Raw genomic sequence first — 16782 nt, forward strand, 5'->3', positions numbered from 1 at the left:
TGTCGCGCGGGCGGCACGGCGGGCGAGAGCGCGTGAAAGATCCGCGCATCGGTGCAGTCGGCGGCAATATGGGCCAGCGTCATGGCATGTCCCCGTCAGCGATCCCGCGCCAGAGGTCCGGCGCGGGGCAGGGCGGGTCAGACCGGGTCCAGCTGCAGCTTGAAGGTCTTGAGTTCGGTGAATTCCTGCACCGCGTTGCGCCCCCGTTCGGATCCAAGCCCGCTGTCGCGATGGCCGACGATGGGCAGTTCCGGCACCCCTGCAAGGAAGGTGTTCACCTCGATATTGCCCGCCGCGACATGGCGGGCGAACTGCATCGCCTTGCTGATGTCGCGGGTCCAGATCCCGGCGGCCAGACCGTAGCGCGTGCTGTTGGCCAGCGCGACCGCGTCGTGAAAGCCGTCAAAGGGCTGCACGCAGAGCACCGGACCAAAGATCTCCTCCTGCGCGATGCTCATGGCGCTATCGACCCCGGTGAAGATGGTGGGTGCCACGAAATGCCCCGGCAGGGACAGGCCGGGCGTCTCGAGGGTCCAGCGCTGCGCGCCGTCGCGGTCGCCTGCGGCAAGATACTCCTCGACCCGGGCTTTCTGCGTCGCGCTGACCAGCGGCCCCATCGTTGTCGCGGCATCCAGCGGATCGCCGATCTTCAGCGTGGCCATGTGATCCTTGACCTGCTGCAGGAAGCTTTCCGCAATGGGGCGTTCCACCAGAAGGCGGGTGCCGCCGACGCAGGCCTGCCCGGCATTTCGCGTCGCGCCAAGGGCGACCTTTTCCGCCGCCGTGGCCAGATCGGCATCGGCACAGACGATCTGCGCGCTTTTCCCGCCCAGTTCGAGCGAGACCTTTTTCAGATGCTGCCCCGCCAGAGCCGCGATCTTGCGCCCCACGGCGGTCGAGCCGGTGAAGGAGACCATGTCGACCTCGGGCGCGGTGCAGAGCCCCTCGCCAAGATCGAGCCCGGTTCCGGCGATGATGTTGACCACGCCCGCAGGCAGGCCCGCCTCCATCAGCAGCTCGCCAAGCCGCAGCGCCGAGCCGGAGGTCAGTTCGCTGGGTTTGACCACCGCCGAACAGCCGACCGCCAGCGCGAAGGGCAGTTTCTGGCTGTTGATCATCAGCGGATAGTTCCACGGGGTGATCATGCTGACCACGCCCACCGGATAGCGCATGACGAAGCCCAGCGACTGGTCGCCGAAGGTGTCGTAGCTGTCGCCGTAGCAGTGGCGGGCCATGGTGGCGGCGTATTCCCAATGCGCGATGGCGCCGCCGATCTCGCGGTCGACAAGGCCGATGGGCTTGCCGACCTCCAGACATTCGATCTCGCGCAGTTCCGTGCGGTGCCGTTCGATCAGGTCGGCCACGCGCAGCAGGATGCGGGCGCGCTCGGCGCCGGAGCGCCCGGCCCAGACCCCCGCATCAAAGGAGCGGCGCGCGGCGGACAGGGCGCGGCGCAGATCCTCCTGCGTGGCCTTGGGATAAAGGCTGACCGGGTGGTTATGGGCGGGGTTGTCGCGCGCGATCGTCTCGCGGTCGGAGGCGGGGATGAACGCGCCGTCGATCAGCGCCGCATATTCGCGCGGTGCCTGCGGAAGTTTCAGAGGGCCGGGGCCTGTCGAATGTTCCATGCCGGATCCTTTCGGGGTCGGGGCTCGGTCCGGCCGGTCACGCGCGGCGTGCGGCCAGAATGAGGTCGCTGATGCGCTCGGCGACCATGATGGTGGGAAGGTTGGTGTTGCCGCTGGGGATCATCGGAAAGATCGAGGCATCCACGACCCGCAGGCCATCCACGCCATAGACCCGCCCGTCGGGCGCCGTGACGGCCAGCGGATCGTCTTCGGCCCCCATGCGGCAGGAGCAGGAGGCATGCCAGACCCCGACCGCCGCGCGCCGGATGAAGCCTTCGAGCGCGGCATCATCGGCCATCAGCACGTCGATCGGGTCGCCTTCGACGATGAGGGCGCGGAACAGCAGGCGGCGCAGCGGCGCGGGACCGTCCAGCAGCCGCGCCAGAAGCCCGGTCAGAACCTTGTTGCGCAGCGTCAGCGCCGCCACCTGCCGCACCTTGTCGCTGTAGGAGGCGGGGAAGGTGTCGCTGACCACGCCCTGCATCTCGTCGCTCAGCACGATGGCGGCAAGGCGGCGATAGGCGGCTTTCATCCGGTCCAGATCGCGCCGGTCCGACATCAGGTCGAAATCGACCCGCGGCTCGCTGCGCCAGTCGGCATCGCGCAGGCTGACGGAGCCGCTTTCGGAATAGGTCTTGTTGACCCAGATGTTCACGGTGGCAAGCTGGCTGCCCACATCGTGCCATGCCGATTTGGAGGCGATGGAGGCCGCCATGTCGCCCTGCGGCGCATCGCCCATGCCAGAGGAAAACCGCAGCCCCAGCATCAGGTGGCGGCGGGTGACGCCATTGATGCGGGCCTCGGGCGCGATGAAGCTTGCGACGGCGACCGACGGGTGGTCCATCAGCCGCCGACCCACGCCGGGACGGTCCGCCACCACCTCGATCCCGAGGCGGCGCAGGTCTTCGGCGGGTCCGATCCCGGCGCGCAGCAGATGCGCAGGCGAATGCAGCGCGCCGCTGGCAAGGATGACCTCCTGCGCCAGATGCCGCCGCTCGACGCCGTCGGGCCCCTGCGCCATCACGCCGATGCAGCGCCGGCCCTGCATCAGCAGCCGCGTGACATGGGTGTCGGTCTTCAGGGTCAGGTTGGGCCGGGCGCGCACCCGGTATCCCAGATAGCCGATGGCGGTCGACACCCGCCGGTCATAAAGGTTGGAGATGGCGACCGGGAAATAGCCATCGACAAAGTCGCCGTTCTGGTCGTCGACGGCATCGAACCCTGCCTGCGCGAAGGCGCGCGCCATGGCCCGCGCGTGGCCGGGCCACAGATCCTCGCCGATGCGCGAAATGGGAATGGGCCCGTCCTGCCCGTGCAGCGGCCCGTCAAAATCCACGTCGCGTTCGAGCTTGCGGAAATAGGGCAGCACCGTGTCCCAGCACCAGCCGCTGGCCCCCAGAGCCTGCCATTCGTCGTAATCATGCGGGGCGCCGCGATTGGCGAGTTGGCCGTTGATGGCCGACCCGCCGCCCAGCACCCGCGCCTGTTCATATTTGCGCAGCCGGGCGGGCGGCGCGCCCGGAGCACTGCCGCCGACATCGGTCGACGCCTTGAGGTCGTTCCAGAGAAAACGGGAATTGAGATAGGCAAGCCCGGCAAAACTGTCGAGGATGGGCGGCTGCACCCGTCCGGGCGGGGTGTCCTCGCCCGCCTCGATCACCAGCACTTTCAGCCGGGCATCGGCGGAGAGGCGGTTGGCGAGCACGCAGCCCGCCGTTCCGCCGCCGACGATGAGGATGTCATGGACCGTATCCTCCGGACCGGGGGTCATGTCATGCGGCGCCATCGACCCAGCCCCCGTATCTGACGTGATCCTGACCGATCGGCAGATGGACCCTGTCGCCGGTTTCCGCCGAATGGAACAGCGCGGTGATCAGGTCGAGCGAGCGGCGCGCGTCGTCGAGCGTGACGGTAAAGGGGCGGTCCTGCTCCAGCGCTTCGGCAAAATCGGCAAACTGGCCCGCAAAATCGGGAAGGCCAAGAGGCGCCTCGCTCAGCACGCGGTCGATTTCGGGCTGAAGCTCGGGCGTGCGGGCGGTTACGAGCCACGGATCGTCACCGGGCCGCGGCGCCTCTGCACCGTAGCACTGCCGTTCGATGACGAAATGCTCGAAACAGAGCCGCAGCCGCGTCGCGGGACGGGCCGATCCCAGCGTGGCGGCCAGCGCGGCAAGGGACCCGTCGGCCATGCGCAGGCTGGCCACGGCGCAATCTTCAACCTCGATCGGGTTGACGCGGGTGGTCTTGAACCCCTGCACCTCGGCCACGTCGCCCATCAGCCACATGAACAGATCGTGGATGTGGATCGCCTGTGTCAGCAGCACGCCGCCCAGTTCGGTCGCGAACTTGCCGCGCCATGGAACGGCGTAATACTCGGCGCCGCGCTGCCATGCCGTTTCGACCGAAGACAGATAGGCCCGCCCGCCCAGTCCGGACCGGATCAGATGGCGCACCCGCGTGATGCCGTCGGCGAAGCGATACTGAAAGATCGGCATGACGCGGGTGGCGGCCTCTGCCTCCGCCGCGATCACCTCGTCCATCAGGCGCAGCGAGCTGGTAAAGGGTTTTTCGCAGATCACATGCTTGCCCGCCGCGAGCCCGGCGAGGGTCATGCCATGATGCAGCGAGGGCGGGGTGCAGATGCTGAGCACGTCGATCCGGTCATCGCGCAGCATCTCGTCAAAACCGGCGGTTGCTGTGGCGATGTCATGGCGTGCGGCGAAGTCTTTGGCGCGGCCCTCTTGGGAATCGCAGCAGGCGATCACCTCGAACCGGTCGGTCAGCAGGTCAAAGCCGCGCGTCATCTGGCTGCCCGCGACCCAGCCGCATCCGACGATCCCGACCCGCAGCCGGGGCTTTGCCATGGCGGGCTCAGATGTCATGTGCTTTGTCCTTCACGCGGGGCCCTGCCTTTCTGGAAGCGCTTTCATAGCGATCAAACCGGACCCCGCAGCACGGGGTCTGACGGGGCAGCGGCCGCGCCGGTTGGGCACGGTCGCGGCACGCGGGGCGCAGGGTCGGGATTGCGGCGGCCATCCCGGTCCCTCAGGCCTCGGGCTTGCGCGGCACGGCGCGCAGGAAGTTGAAATCGCAGCCATCCTCGGCCTGAAGCACCTCGTCGAAATAAAGCTTGGCATAGCCGCGTTCGGCATGGACATGCGCGGGCGGGGTCCAGTTTTTGCGCCGTGTGCGCAGCTCCTCCTCCTCGACAAGCAGGGACAGGGTTCCGGCCTCCACATCCAGCGCGATCCGGTCGCCGTCGCGCACCAGACCCAGCGGGCCGCCCGCCGCCGCCTCGGGCGAGATGTGCAGCACGATGGCCCCGAAGGCGGTGCCGCTCATCCGGGCATCGGACAGCCGCACCATGTCGCGCACGCCCTGCGCCGCGAGCTTGCGCGGGATCGGGATATATCCCGCCTCGGGCATGCCCGGCGCGCCCTTTGGCCCTGCGTTCTGCAGCACAAGCACGTCGTCGGCGGTCACGTCCAGATCGGGATCGTCCAGACGTTCGGCCATGTCCGCAAGCGAGGTGAAGACCACCGCCCGTCCGGTATGGCGCAGCAGGGCAGGGGTGGCGGCGGCCTGTTTGATGATCGCGCCATTGGGGGCAAGATTGCCGCGCAGCAGGCGGATGCCGCCGCCGGAATGGATCGGGTCGGACAGCGGGCGCACCGTGTCCTGCGACCAGGACGCGGGCTGCGCGTCGATCTCTTCGCCAAGGCTGCGACCGGTCACGGTCAGGCAGTCGCGCGCGATCAGGTCGCCGATCTCGCGCAGGACGGTGACAAGCCCGCCCGCCCGGAACAGATCCTCCATATAATGCTGGCCCGACGGTTTCAGATCGACAAGCACGGGGGTTTCCGCCCCCAGACGGTCCAGATCGTCCAGATCGAGGTCAAAGCCAAGCCGCCCCGCGATGGCTGCCAGATGCACGACGCCATTGGTCGAGCCCCCCACCGCCTGCAGCACCCGCAGCGCGTTGCGCATCGCGGCTTCGGTCATGATCTGGCGCGGGCGCAGATCCTCGGCGGCGATGGCCACGGCCCGCGCGCCGGTCGCCTCGGCATGGCGCATCCGGTCGGCGTGAACGGCGGGGATCGCGGCGCCGCCCGGCAGCATCATGCCCATGGCCTCGCTGACCAGCGCCATGGTGCTGGCGGTGCCCATCACCATGCAGGTGCCGGGCCCGGGCGCGAGCTTGCCGCTGATCTCCTCGATCTCGGCGGCGTCGATCTCGCCCGCGCGATGCTGGCCCCAGAGCCTGCGGCAGTCGGTGCAGGCACCCAGACGTTCGCCCTTGTGGCTGCCGGTGATCATCGGGCCGGTCACGGTCAGGATCGCGGGCACGTCGGCGCTGGCCGCCCCCATCAGCAGGGCAGGCACGGTCTTGTCGCAGCCGCCGATCAGCACCACCGCATCCATGGGCTGGGCGCGGATCATCTCCTCCACATCCATGGCCATCAGGTTGCGCACATACATGCTGGTGGGGTGAGTGAAGGCCTCGTGCATGGAAATGACCGGAAATTCGACCGGCAGCCCCCCGGCCAGCATCACGCCGCGTTTGATCGCCTCGATCATGTCCGGCACGTTGCGGTGGCAGGCATTGAAGCCGGAAAAGGTGTTGGTGATCCCGATGATCGGCCGGTCGAGCGCATCATCGGAATATCCCATCGCCTTGATGAAGGCCTTGCGCAGGAAAAGCGAAAAACCGGCGTCGCCGTAGCCCGCCAACCCTTTTCGCATGCCTCTGGGTCTGTCGCTCATGTCACTGGTCCCATTGGGTCAGGCGCTTAAGTAAGCGCTTACAATTTGGGCCACGTTATGATACTCATCCCTGCATGTCCATCGGGTATCGCGGGTATTTTGACCCAAGGCGCGAGGACTGCCTCACGGTGTGGAGTTTGCCCGATGTCGGATCATCTGCCTATGCCCTTCTGCAGCGCTCCGGATCCCGGCACGATCCCGGCGGGGGGTGATCGGATTCTTCCGCATCCCCGCCTTTGCCGGTAAAAGGGCTGAACCATGATACTTGGAGAGCAGTGATGAGCGATGGCAGCCCAGCCCCGAAACGGTCGCGTGTGCGGCGGTCCGTCCAGTCTTCGGTCAAGCTTGAGGATGTCGCGCGCCTTGCCAAAGTGTCGACCGCCACCGCGTCTCGGGTCATCAATTCCCCCGAGGCGGTGTCGGCCAAGACCCGGCTCCGGGTGGAGAAAGCGATTGCCGAGCTGGGCTGGATTCCGCATGGCGCCGCGCAGGCGCTGGCCAGCCTGCGCACGCGCACGGTGGGCGCGCTGATCCCGACGCTGGGGCACCAGACCATCGCCACCATGCTGGAATCGCTGCAGCAGACGCTTGGAAATGCGGGCTATACGCTGCTGCTGGGGCGGCCCGACGCCTCGCGCGAGCGCACCACGGTGCAGCTGTCGAAGATGATCCAGAACGGCGTGGAATGTATGGTGCTGATGGGGGAAGATCACCCGCCCGAGCTTTACGCCCTGCTGGAGCAGCGCAAGATCTTCTACGTCATTGCCTACACGACCGGGGCCTATGGGCATACCAACTGCATCGGCATCGACAACCATGACGAGATGCGCAAGATGGTGAGCTATCTGCTGGGGCTCGGGCACCGCTCCTTCGGGATCATCGCCGCCAATCACGACCATAACGACCGTATCCGCCTGCGCATCGACGCCATCCGCGATACGCTGGCCGCCGAAGGGATCGCGGTGCGCCCGCAGCATTTCAAGGTTGTCCCGAACTGGACGATCGCCTGCGGTCGGCAGGGGATGGAGGCCATCCTTGAAGAAGACGTGCGGCCCACCGCCGTCATCTGCACCAACGATTATCTGGCCACGGGCGCGGTGATCGAGGCCAAGGCGGCGGGCCTGTCGGTGCCGGGCGATCTGAGCATTTCGGGCTTTGATGACAACGAACTGGCCTCGCATATGGACCCGCCGCTGACGACCGTGCATGTGCCCGCGGCGGAAATGGGCCGCACCATCGCCGAACACGTCATCTTCGTGCTGGATGGCGGCGAGGCCGAGCTGCCGCTGCGGCTGGAGGCGCAGCTTGTCATCCGCAACTCCACCGCAGCACCGCCCGCAGGCCCTCAGGGCTGAGCGGCGGGCACCGTCGCCGCGATCAGGGGGCCAAGGTTCTGCGCCTGTGACAGGTCGCGGCACAGGGTCACCAATTGGCGGGCTTCGTCCGCGGACAGCACCATGGCAAAAAGCTCTGCCGCCTTGGCCTCGATCTGGTCGGGGCGCATGGGGTTTTCCTTGCGGCCCGCCACGTGCAGCCCTTGGCGGGCGGTAAGGGTGGCCTGTGGCGTCTCGATCTCGATCCGCGCCTCGAACCGGTCCTGCCCGGGCTCGGAGGGCAGGAAATCGATGCGCTGCCCCAGCCGCTGCACCGTGTCCTCCTGCATCCGCGCTTCGTCATGGGAGGCGGCGAAGCTCAGGCCGCCGTCCAGCAGCGTCACCGCCATGCAGTAGCGCAGGTTGAGGTCGGGCATGCCGTTTTCATCGCCGATGACCTTGTACCAGTCCGGATCGTAGCGGATGCGGATCTGCCGGATCTCCTCGGGATCGGGGGCATGCCGGGCGATGATCTCTTCCAGCGCCGAAATCGGCGCGGCGATCGGAAAGCCGACGCTGTATTTCTTGATGTCGGTTTCCAGAATGCGAAACACCTGCCCAAGCCCGCGCTGCAGCGCCTCTGGCGCCATGCCGGAGGGCATCGCGTCAAAGAAATTGCGGTTGCCGGGGTCAAGAACATCGCCGCTGCCAGTGAAGCCCGACCTCACCAGCGCCGCCACCTTGACGGCATTGCTGGCTGGCATGCCCGCAAAGACATAGCTTTTCAGCGTATGGGCGCGGTCCAGCCGCCATGTCGTCAGGCCAGAGGCTTCCTGTGCAAGATAGTTGAGCAGGATCAGGAACTGCGTCTCGTCAAACTCCATCAGGCTGCCTGCGGCAAACCCTGCGCCAAAGAGCGGCCCATACGCATGGCAGGACAGGGACGAGCGCGCAAAGCTGAGCCCTGGCGCCATCGCTTCGCCGAAGCGGATGCTCATTTCGTATCCCAGACTGACGGCGCGGATGAACGCATCGCCGCTGGCCCCGGTCGCCTCGGCCACGGCCAGCGCCGCAGGCACCACCCCGCAGCCCGGATGGGTCTGGCTGGTTTCGTGGGAATCGTCGGATTCATCGGCATGGGCGGCCATGCCATTGGCCAGCGCCGCCTCGATCAGCGGCACCCGGTCGCCGCTGCCCAGCACCGTCGCGATCCCGGGCCCGCCCAATCCGCGCACATAGCTCTGCCCGGCCCGCCCGGCTTCGAGCGCCGAGCCGGAGACGATGGCCGCCAGCGTGTCGAGAATGTGCAGCCGCGTTTTCAGCGCGACCTCTTCGGGGATCTCGCGGCGGCGCCAGTCGACCGCCGCGCGCGCCAGCGCCCGGCCATGTTGCGGCTCGTTCATGTCAGTTTCCTTTCAGGACTGGGCGTTTGCGCCGCCTACGGCTGCGGCGTGGCGACCGGCACAAAATCTCGGCCGGATTCAAGGCTCTGCTGCGCCGCAGCCGCGACGCAGACCAGATGCAGCGCCAGATCAAGCTGGGTGTCCCCGGCATCGGGGCGGCCCGCCACGGTGTCGCGCAGCGTTGCAGCGGCGCGGGCGAAGGTCGTCTTGCGGTCATGGCTGAGGCCCGGCAGATCGACGCTGGTGCCATTGCGGAACTGATAGCTTTCGGCAAGCTGCACCGAGGCATCCCTGAGGTTGAGCAGCAGCGTGGAGCTTTGCCCGCCATCGTGACGGAAGGACAGCGTGAAGGCGCCGTCCGGCTCCGTGCGTCCCGCCACTTCGCGCACGGGCCCAAGCGCCGAGACCAGCACCGACATCCCGTGCGGGGCGGCATCGAGCAGCGCGCCATACTGCGCCTGCCGCCATGGCGAGGCGGCATAGGGCCCGGCGCCAAGCGCGTTGGAGCGGAATTCGGCCCGGCCCTCGCGCGGGTCAAGCGCGCGGGCCCGGTCCAGAAAGGCGGCGATTTCGGGCACGAACATGCGGGTCAGGAAGCACAGGCCGGTGACCCCCGCCGCAGTGATGGCCCGCCGGATGGCCAGCGCGCTGTCGATGCTGTCGCCCAGAGGTTTTTCAAGGATCACATGCCGCCCTCGCGCGATGGCCAAGGGGGCGAGACGGGACTGGACCTCGGGCGGGACGGCAAAGCTCAGCGCGTCGACAGTGTCGAGCAGCGCCTCGAAAGAGGGAAAGGCGGTGACGCCCGTCTTGTCCGCAAGACGCGCCGCAGGCTCGGGGCTGCGGCCCCAGAGCCCGACAAGCTCGATGCCATCGGTGGCCGCCAGCCCGGGCAGGTGGACATGTTCGGCCCAGAAGGCGGTGCCGCATACCCCGATTTTTAATGTCATGTCAGTGGTCCTTCTCGGGCTTGGGGGCTGCTGCGCTGTCGGGCTCAGCCAAAGGCGAGCCGCGGCAGCCATGTCACGAGGAACGGGATCAGCATGATGAGCACGTTGACCGCCAGAAGTGCCAGCACGAAGGGCAGGATGGCGCGCGACGCCTCGCCGATGGAGATCCGCGCGATGCCCGCCGCGATGAACAGCAGCGTGCCGACCGGAGGCGTCACCCCGCCGATCAGGCAGGTGACGACGATGACGATGCCGGAATGCACCGGATCATAACCCAGCGTGGCGCAGACGGCGGCGAGGGGGGCTGCGAACATGATCAGCACGGCGGTGGCATCGATGAACAGCGTCAGGAACAGCAGCGCCAGAATGATCAGCAGCATCTGCACTTCGGCGATCGGGCTGACCGCTGACAGCAGGTCGATCAGGGTGCTCTGGAACCGGGCGCGCGTCAGCAGGTTCGCAAACACCGTCGAGGCCGCAAGGATCATCATCACCATGGCGGTGGTGTAACCGGCGCTGAGGAAGGCTTCGCGCAGCGAGGCCCATGTGAAGCTGCGGTAGATCAGCGCCCCGATCAGCAGGATGGTGACAACGGCGACCACGCCCGCCTCGGTCGGGGTGAAGAAGCCGCCGACGATGCCGCCGATGATGACGACGGGCACCAGCATGGCGGGGCCGGAGTCCTTGGCGATGGACCAGAAGGTGGCGAAGGTGCGCGGACGGTCGTCATGGTCATGCCCGATGCCAAGCCGCACCGCCTGAATATGCGCGACCAGCATCAGCGCCAGACCGACAAGGATGCCGGGGATCACGCCGCCAAGGAACAGCCGCCCCGTCGACACCCCGGTGAGGAAGCCGTAGACGATCATCAGCGTGCTCGGCGGGATGATCGACCCGATCACCGAGGAGGCTGCCGTCACCGCCGCCGAATAGCCCGCGGGATAACCCTGCGATTTCATCGCCGGGATCATCATGGACCCGGTCGCCGCCGCATCCGCGACCGCAGAGCCGGTGACGCCACCAAAGAGCATGGAGGCGACGATGTTCACATGGGCGAGCCCCGCCCGCATCCGCCCGACCATGAATCCGGCCAGCGCCGCGATCCGGTCCGTCAGGTTGCAGGCGCCCGCCAGCGTGCCGGTCAGCACGAAGAACGGGATCGCCATCAGCGGAAAGGAGTCGATGCCCCCGAACATGCGGCTGACGACGATGCTGAGCGGCAGGTTTCCCTGAAGCACGATCGGGACCAGCGCCCCCAGCCCGATCGCGAAGGCGATCGGCACCCCAAGAAGGAGCAGGATCAAGAACGAGGTGAACAGGATGCCGACCATGAAGGACCAATCCGCAGGCTAGAGGGGAAAAGAAGGTGTCGCGGTGCGACGGCGCAGGGCGCTCAGTCGTCGACCAGCGAGGCGGCGGTGGAGGTGCCGGTCAGTTCCAGCACGATCAGCCGCAGCGTTTCAAAGACCATGATCGCAGCACCCGCCGGGATCGCCGCATAGGCATAGCTCATCGGCATCCGGAGCGAGGCCGACTGCTGCGCGTGGTTCGAGATGGCAAGCTGGGTTCCATACCACAGCAGCACCCCCTCGAAGACCAGCATCAGGGCATAGGCGAACAGGAACATCCCGCGCCGCACGCTTTCGGGCGCGGCCATGGCGATCATGTCGGCGCTGAGATGGATGCCCCTGCGGACGCCCAGCCCGGCGGCCAGAAACACCATCCAGATGCTGACATAGCGCGTCACCTCCTCGGCCCAGAAGATGCCGCCGAAGCCCGGCACGAACCGGATCATCGCCGAGGTGAAGGTCAGCGCGACCATGACGATCAGCCCAAGGATGATGAGCGCCTCGATCAGGTGAATGTAGATCTTGGTCATGCCAGACTCTCTTGTGGGATGTCGGAGATGATTCGGCGCGCGGGCAGTGTAAGCCCGCGCAGCCTAGCAGGGGGCGGATCCGATGCCGATAAAATCGCGCCGGATCCGCACCTGATGACCTGCTCAGTCCGCCGAGACCTCCAGCATCTTCTGATACACGGCGTAGACGTCGTCGCCCTTGCTCTTGATGTAGTCATCCATCGCGGCAAGCACCGGTTCGCGGAACGGTTCGGTGTCCAGTTCGATGATCTCGACCCCGGCATCGCGCATCGTCTGCAGTGCCGCGTCATCGGCTGCCTTGTGCAGCGACAGCTGGTATTCGCCCGCCTCCTTGGCCGAGGTTTCGATGACCTCGCGCTGGTCATCGGTCAGGCCGTCCCACCACGACTTGTTCACCACCATCGGCTGCGGATAGTAATTGTGCTGCGTCAGCGTCAGATAGCCGGCATTTTCATAGAACTTGCTGGAGACGATGGTTTCCGATGTCCCCTCGACCGCGTCGATCACGCCGGATTCAAGCGAGGTATAGACCTCGCCAAGGCTGATCGCCGTCGGCGTGGCGTTCCAGGACTGCGCCAGCGCCACAAACAGCGGGGTCTGCGGGATGCGCAGCTTCAGGCCCTGCATGTCCTCGAAGCTGCGGACCGGCTTGGTGGACAGCAGGTTGCGCGGGCCCTGATACATGGTGCCGACAAGGTGGAAGCCCTGCGGTTCCATGAACACGTTCAGGTCGGATTCGATGGCCCGCACCACTTCGGCCAGCTCTTCGACGGAGTCATAGGTGTAGAAGGCCTCCATCACCTCGATCTGCGGCACGAAGGCGCCGGTGCCGGGCAGGCCGCTCAGCACCATTTCCAGCCCGCCGGCGCGGGTCATCTCGGCCATCTCGCGTTCCGATCCAAGCTCTTCGGCATAGAAGACCTCGACCTCGATGGCGCCATCGGATTTCTCCTCGACCAGCCGCTCGAATTCGGCGCTGGCCTGAGAGATCGTGTGCGTGGTCTGGTAGACCGTGCCGACGCGCATGGTCAGATCGGCGGCATGACCCGCCACCGCCGACAGCGCGATGACCGAAGCGGCCCCGGCAAATATCTTGGTAAACTGCATTTTTTCTCCTCCATTGGCGTCCGGATTGTCTTCGGCCCGGCGCAGGGCCGCAACGGTGTGGGATCCGATATCGGACGGCGCCCGGACGTTGCGCCACCTGCCCCTCCCGCAGGCCCCGATATGTAATCGCTTACACTATCGACAAGATGACGGCACAGGTCAATGACCAATCTTGCGCGATGTGAAAATCCTTTGGTCTGTTTCCACCTTCCCCGGATGATACAAAAGAAATCTGCGGAAAACGGCAGAAAAATACCCGTGTCACACTTGGCTTCTCTGCGCTGCGGACAGTCTGGCGTATAAGTCTGGCAGGCGCACCTGTCCGCCGCAGCCGGGAGGCGGGCGCAACTGGCCTATTGTCTAAATCGCTTACATCGGTAGTGTGACGTCAGGTTTCCCCAGCGAGAAGACCCCGACATGACCGACAGACCCGAGTATCACCCCGCCCATCGCATTGCCCGCGTGGACGTGCATCTTGTCTCCACACGGGTGGCCTCCGGCTTTGCCGATGCGACACGCACCGTCGAATGTGTGGGCTTCACCGTCGTGCGGGTGACGACGGATCAGGGGCTGGAAGGATTTGGCCTGACCTATCACGAGGTGGGGGGCGAGGCGACGCGCAGCCTGATCCTCAACAACATCGCCCCTGCCATCATCGGGCGCGATCCGCTGGAAACCGAAGCGATCTGGACCGACCTGTTCCACTACCTGCGCGGCGTCGGTCGCAAGGGGCTGACCTTTGCGGCACTCAGCGCGATCGATCTGGCGCTTTGGGATCTGAAGGGCAAGATCGTCGACCTGCCGGTGTTCCGCCTGCTGGGGGGCAACCAGACCCGCGTGCCGGTCTATGCCTCGGGCGGCTGGACCTCCTATGACGATGACCAGCTTCTGGCGGAGATGACGGACATGGTCGCGCAGGGCTATTCGCATATCAAGTTCAAGGTCGGCGTCGAGGGCGCGACCAACCTGCGCCGCGATGTCGAACGGGTCCGCAAGGTGCGCGATGCGGTCGGGCCCGACATCCGGCTGCTGCTTGACGCCAACAACTGCTGGGATGCGGCCACGGCGGTGCAGTTCGCCAACCGGGTGCGCGACTGCGACATCTTCCTGTTCGAGGAGCCGGTGCTGGCCGATGACATTCCCGGGCTCGCGCGGTTCAAGCGGGGCACCGACATCCCACTTGCCACCGGAGAGCATGAATACACCCGTTACGGCGTGCGTGACCTGATCCTCGCCGAGGCCGCCGACATCGTGCAGGCCGATGCCGCGCGGGCGGGCGGTTACACGGAAATGCTGAAGATCGGGGCGCTGACGCAGGCATGGAACCTGCGGTTTGCGCCGCATGCGATGGAGCATATGCACCTGCATCTTGTCAGCGCGATGCCGAACGCCCCCTTTGTCGAACGCCTGCGGCTTTTCGAGGAGATCACCGGGCTGGTGCTGAAAGACGGGCCGATGCCCGAGGCGGGCGCCTTCACGCTCAACGAAAAGCCGGGCTTCGGTCTGGAGCTTGACATGGACTTCATCCGCGACGCCGACGAGGCGCGCTGAGCCCCCGCCGGGCTGGCGGCGCAACAGCTGCCGCCAGCCACCAACTTCCGACGGATGTCCAGCAGATCAGCGCGGCATCAGAGCCTGCGGGTCGCGGCGCAGGAATTCCCGAAGCACGCAGCGGGGCGCCTCGGCGCGCAGCGGGCGGGTGCCGATCTCCAGCCAGTCCTGCGCGGCAAATTCGGGAAAGAACGTGTCGGCCCCCTCCACGGCAATGTCGACCTCGGTGATCAGCAGGCGATGCGCCAGCGGCAGCATCTCGGCATAGATCGCGGCGCCGCCGATGGCGTAGATCCGGCTGACCCCCTGCGCCCGGGCGTGGCGCAGCGCCTCTTCGACTGACCGGCACAGGTCGGGGCCGTCGGGCAGCGAGGCGGAGACCACGATGTTCAGCCGGTTCGGCAGCGGTTTTCGGGGCAGGCTGTCCCACGTCCTGCGGCCCATGATCACCGCGCCGCCCAGAGTTTCCTGCTTGAACGCGGCCAGATCCTCCGGCGCGTGCCACGGGATGGTGTTTGCCTTGCCGATTGCGCCGTTGCGCGCGCGGGCCACGATGACGGTGATCATGATTACACCGCCACCGGGGCCTTGATGGCCGGATCGGGATCATAGCCGGTGATCTCGAAATCCTCGTATCTGAAGTCGAAGATGTCGCTGACCTCGCGGCGGAACCTGAGCTGCGGCAGGGGCTTGGGCTGCCGGGACAGCTGCAGGGTCACCTGATCGACATGGTTCAGATAGATATGCGCGTCGCCGATGCTGTGGATGAACTCCCCCGGCTCATAGCCGGTGACCTGCGCAAGCATCCGCAGCAGCAGCGCGTAAGAGGCGATGTTGAAAGGCACGCCAAGGAACATGTCCGCCGAGCGCTGGTAAAGCTGCAGATGCAGCCGACCGCCAAGGATGCGCACCTGCCAGAGCGTGTGGCAGGGCGGCAGGGCCATCTGCGCCAGTTCAGCCGGGTTCCATGCCGAAACCAGCAGCCGCCTGCTGCTGGGGGATGTGCGGATCGCCGCGACCAGATCCGCGATCTGGTCGATGCCGCTCTGGCCGTCCGGGCCGGGCTGGGCGGTGGCGAAGCTGCGCCACTGCTTGCCATAGACCGGGCCAAGCTCTCCGGTCTCGTCCGCCCATTCGTCCCAGATCGAGACGCCGTTTTCCTTCAGATAGCCGATATTGGTGCTGCCGGACAGGAACCACAGCAGTTCATGCAGGATGGAGCGCAGATGCAGCTTCTTCGTTGTCACCAGCGGGAAGCCATCCGCCAGATCATAGCGCGTCTGCATCCCGAAATAGGAAATCGTGCCGGTGCCGGTGCGGTCGTCGCTGGGGATCCCCTGCGTCAGAACGGTGCGGAGGGCTTCATGGTATTGGCGCATCGCGACGCTCCCTGTGGGTCCAAGGGGGGAGTGTATCCGGTGGTGCGGGCCGGTCCAAGGGCAGGAAGCGGCGCGCAGCGCAGGTCCGTCCTTGCGAGAAGGCACGGCGGGGGCTGTTCAGTCCGGGGCGTCGAGCACCAGATCCTGCCCCCGGACGTTGAAGGCCTCAAGCCGGACCTCGCTGCCGGTATGGGCCAGAACCGTCAGGCTGGCCGGGCCCACGGGAATGATCTTGGACGGCGACAGCGACAGGCTGGCATCCAGCGCGGCGCGGATCACCCCGCCATGGCAGACCAGCGCCACCGTATCGGGCCCGGCGGCAAAGGCCTCCTCGATCACCTGCCGGATGCGGGACCGGAAGATCGTCCAGTCCTCCGCCCCCGGCGGGGTGAAGCGGCCCGCGCGCCATGCCAGATACTCCTCGCGGCTTTCGGCGCAAATCTCGGCGATCTCGCGGCCTTCCCAGTCGCCAAGCGCCTGCTCGCGCAGCCCCGGCTCCGGCTCCGCTGCCGGATGGCCCAGCAGATCCGCCGTGCGCCGCGCCCGGCGCAGATCGGAACTGCGCACCAGCCCGGGGGCGAGCGAGGCCACCAGCGGGGCCAGCGCGCGGGCCTGCGCCTCGCCCTCGGGGCTGAGTGCGATGTCGCACTGGCCCTGCAGGCGCCGCAGCGCGTTCCATTCGGTTTCACCGTGGCGGATCAGAAGCAGGCGTTTCAAGGGTGGGGGTCTCCTTCGGGAAAGATCGTGGGGCAGCTGTCGGGCAGCAGGATGTGGAAGCGGTCGGGGAGCGCGGTGCCGCGCGGCACCA

14 protein-coding genes are annotated in these 16782 nt (G+C 66.7%); 2 read left to right on the forward strand and 12 right to left on the reverse strand.

Going from position 1 to position 16782, the window contains the following annotated elements:
* Positions 1-137: 137 nt before the first annotated feature.
* The 4 genes from VK682_RS04560 to VK682_RS04575 all read right to left on the reverse strand — a co-directional run bounded on the left by VK682_RS04560 (position 138) and on the right by VK682_RS04575 (position 6371).
* Positions 138-1628, reverse strand: a complete 1491-nt coding sequence (locus VK682_RS04560) for an aldehyde dehydrogenase family protein (protein WP_324781506.1) — start codon at positions 1626-1628, stop codon at positions 138-140.
* A 37-nt stretch (positions 1629-1665) separates the two neighbouring features.
* Positions 1666-3414 carry a GMC family oxidoreductase gene (locus VK682_RS04565; protein WP_324781507.1) on the reverse strand — a complete coding sequence of 583 codons (1749 nt, stop codon included), beginning with the start codon at positions 3412-3414 and terminating at the stop codon, positions 1666-1668.
* The gene (locus tag VK682_RS04570) at positions 3401-4510 is read right to left on the reverse strand and encodes a Gfo/Idh/MocA family protein (protein WP_324781508.1); all 1110 of its coding nucleotides are present in this window, start codon (positions 4508-4510) and stop codon (positions 3401-3403) included. The genes VK682_RS04565 and VK682_RS04570 overlap by 14 nt, the downstream gene beginning before the upstream one ends.
* A 163-nt stretch (positions 4511-4673) precedes the next feature.
* Positions 4674-6371: a dihydroxy-acid dehydratase gene (locus VK682_RS04575; protein ID WP_230796285.1), complete on the reverse strand. Its 1698-nt coding sequence runs from the start codon at positions 6369-6371 to the stop codon at positions 4674-4676.
* A 299-nt stretch (positions 6372-6670) separates the two neighbouring features.
* On the opposite strand from VK682_RS04575, the gene VK682_RS04580 reads away from it, so the two are divergent.
* On the forward strand, positions 6671-7747 hold the full coding sequence (locus tag VK682_RS04580; protein WP_324781509.1) for a LacI family DNA-binding transcriptional regulator: 1077 nt from the start codon (positions 6671-6673) through the stop codon (positions 7745-7747).
* Here the strand turns inward: VK682_RS04580 and VK682_RS04585 are convergent.
* The 5 genes from VK682_RS04585 to VK682_RS04605 form a co-directional block, all read right to left on the reverse strand.
* Complete coding sequence (locus VK682_RS04585; protein WP_230796282.1) at positions 7738-9108, reverse strand: MmgE/PrpD family protein; 1371 nt, start codon at positions 9106-9108, stop codon at positions 7738-7740. The two genes, VK682_RS04580 and VK682_RS04585, sit on opposite strands and share 10 nt — an antisense overlap.
* A 35-nt stretch (positions 9109-9143) precedes the next feature.
* Positions 9144-10058, reverse strand: a complete 915-nt coding sequence (locus VK682_RS04590) for a Gfo/Idh/MocA family protein (protein WP_324781510.1) — start codon at positions 10056-10058, stop codon at positions 9144-9146.
* Between the two features lie 44 nt (positions 10059-10102).
* A complete protein-coding gene (locus VK682_RS04595; protein WP_089844798.1) occupies positions 10103-11389 on the reverse strand; it encodes a TRAP transporter large permease in 1287 nt (428 codons plus the stop codon).
* A 62-nt stretch (positions 11390-11451) separates the two neighbouring features.
* Positions 11452-11937 carry a TRAP transporter small permease gene (locus VK682_RS04600; protein WP_230796280.1) on the reverse strand — a complete coding sequence of 162 codons (486 nt, stop codon included), beginning with the start codon at positions 11935-11937 and terminating at the stop codon, positions 11452-11454.
* A 123-nt stretch (positions 11938-12060) separates the two neighbouring features.
* Positions 12061-13044, reverse strand: coding sequence for a TRAP transporter substrate-binding protein (locus tag VK682_RS04605; RefSeq protein ID WP_089844802.1), 984 nt, complete (start codon positions 13042-13044; stop codon positions 12061-12063).
* Positions 13045-13461: 417 nt separating this feature from the next.
* On the opposite strand from VK682_RS04605, the gene VK682_RS04610 reads away from it, so the two are divergent.
* Entirely contained in the window at positions 13462-14595 is a 1134-nt protein-coding gene (locus VK682_RS04610; protein ID WP_089844803.1) for a mandelate racemase/muconate lactonizing enzyme family protein, read from the forward strand.
* A gap of 66 nt (positions 14596-14661) precedes the next feature.
* Here the strand turns inward: VK682_RS04610 and VK682_RS04615 are convergent, their stop codons facing one another.
* From VK682_RS04615 to VK682_RS04625, 3 genes are all read right to left on the reverse strand, one after another.
* Positions 14662-15162 (reverse strand): dihydrofolate reductase, encoded by a 501-nt coding sequence (locus VK682_RS04615; RefSeq protein WP_230796278.1) that lies wholly within the window; start codon positions 15160-15162, stop codon positions 14662-14664.
* Between the two features lie 2 nt (positions 15163-15164).
* Positions 15165-15974, reverse strand: coding sequence for a thymidylate synthase (locus VK682_RS04620; RefSeq protein WP_089844807.1), 810 nt, complete (start codon positions 15972-15974; stop codon positions 15165-15167).
* Positions 15975-16091: 117 nt separating this feature from the next.
* Positions 16092-16691 (reverse strand): histidine phosphatase family protein, encoded by a 600-nt coding sequence (locus VK682_RS04625; protein ID WP_089844809.1) that lies wholly within the window; start codon positions 16689-16691, stop codon positions 16092-16094.
* Positions 16692-16782: the final 91 nt, after the last annotated feature.

Origin of the sequence: Salipiger marinus (assembly GCF_035481585.1) — a bacterium.
Classification (GTDB): Bacteria; Pseudomonadota; Alphaproteobacteria; order Rhodobacterales; family Rhodobacteraceae; genus Salipiger; species Salipiger marinus.